The 1,197-nt window shown below is 62.3% G+C and carries 1 protein-coding gene; it reads right to left on the bottom strand.

Annotation, left to right across the window (positions count from 1 at the left end; genetic code table 11):
- Positions 1-1,197: carboxy terminal-processing peptidase (locus AC1DU6_RS31955; protein WP_477862221.1), on the bottom strand; the 1,197-nt coding region annotated here is incomplete at both ends.

Below are 1,197 nucleotides of genomic sequence, written 5' to 3' on the forward strand. Positions count from 1 at the left end.
GGATACTGACAGCCTCGTCAAGAAGCGCATCGTTGATGGTCTTCCGGGTTTTTTCAGCGGCGAGATCCTTGTCCAGCTGGCGTTCGTTGAACTGCAAGCCGTCGTCGACCAGCGTGCCGCTCGCGCCCCTTCCCGCTTCACCCAGCTGGGCAGCCAGGCGCTTCTCCGAGGCAGCACGTTCTTTGCGTCGAACTGATTCACTGAGCGAAATCACGTTGTTCTTGCGACGCTCCTGTGCCTTGGCCACATCCTGCAGCAGGTTCTGGAAGTCAAGGGCGTGCTCGACGCGGGCTGCGTGCCAAGCCAACAGGCGGGGCAACTGCGTTTTGACGTCACCCACAGGCGAGTAGTCGACGGCTCGAATGTTGGTCCACGGCAGGGCATTGACGTAGCTCGACTCTCCGAACTCGGTGTCGTCGCTGGTTTGCGGAAAGAGGATGTCTGGCGTCACGCCACGGAGTTGGGTCGTCCCGCCATTCACCCGAAAAAACTGAGCGATGGTGAACTTCAGTTCACCGTACGTCGGCGCTGCGTTCTTGGCGATCTGGTCGAGGTTGGCGAGGGTCTGGACGGTGCCCTTGCCGAAGCTGCCCTCGCCGATGATCACGCCGCGACCGTAATCTTGGATCGCCGCGGCGAAGATTTCTGACGCCGAAGCCGAGCCCCTGTTGATCAGGACGCCCAGCGGCCCGCTCCATGCCAAACCAGCCTCGGCGTTCTTCTCGACAGTGATGTTGCCTCTTGCATCTCGGGTCTGAACGACCGGCAACTTGCCAACGAACATGCCCGTCAGGTTCACCGCCTGGCGCAGCGACCCGCCGCCGTCATTGCGCAAGTCGATCAACACGCCATCTACTTTCTGGGCCTTCATGTCGAACAGCAGCTTGCCCACGTCGTTCGCTGCGCCGCGGTAGTCCTTGTCGCCCTTTCTGAGTGCGTCGGTATCCTCGTAGAACGAGGGCAGGGTGATTACGCCGACCAGGCGCTTGCCTGCGCCCGTCGTGACGGAATAGATCTTGGCCCTGGCGGCGCTGTCCTGCACTGTGATGGTGTTGCGGACCAGTACGACGGTCCTGTTCGGCGCATCGGGCCCGCTGTCGGCCGGCAGGACGTCCAGCCGAACCGTCGAACCCTTCATGCCCCGGATCAACGCCACCGTGTCGTCAAGGCGCCTGCCGACGACATCCTCCATGGCGC

This window comes from Roseateles sp. P5_B10 (assembly GCF_056400485.1).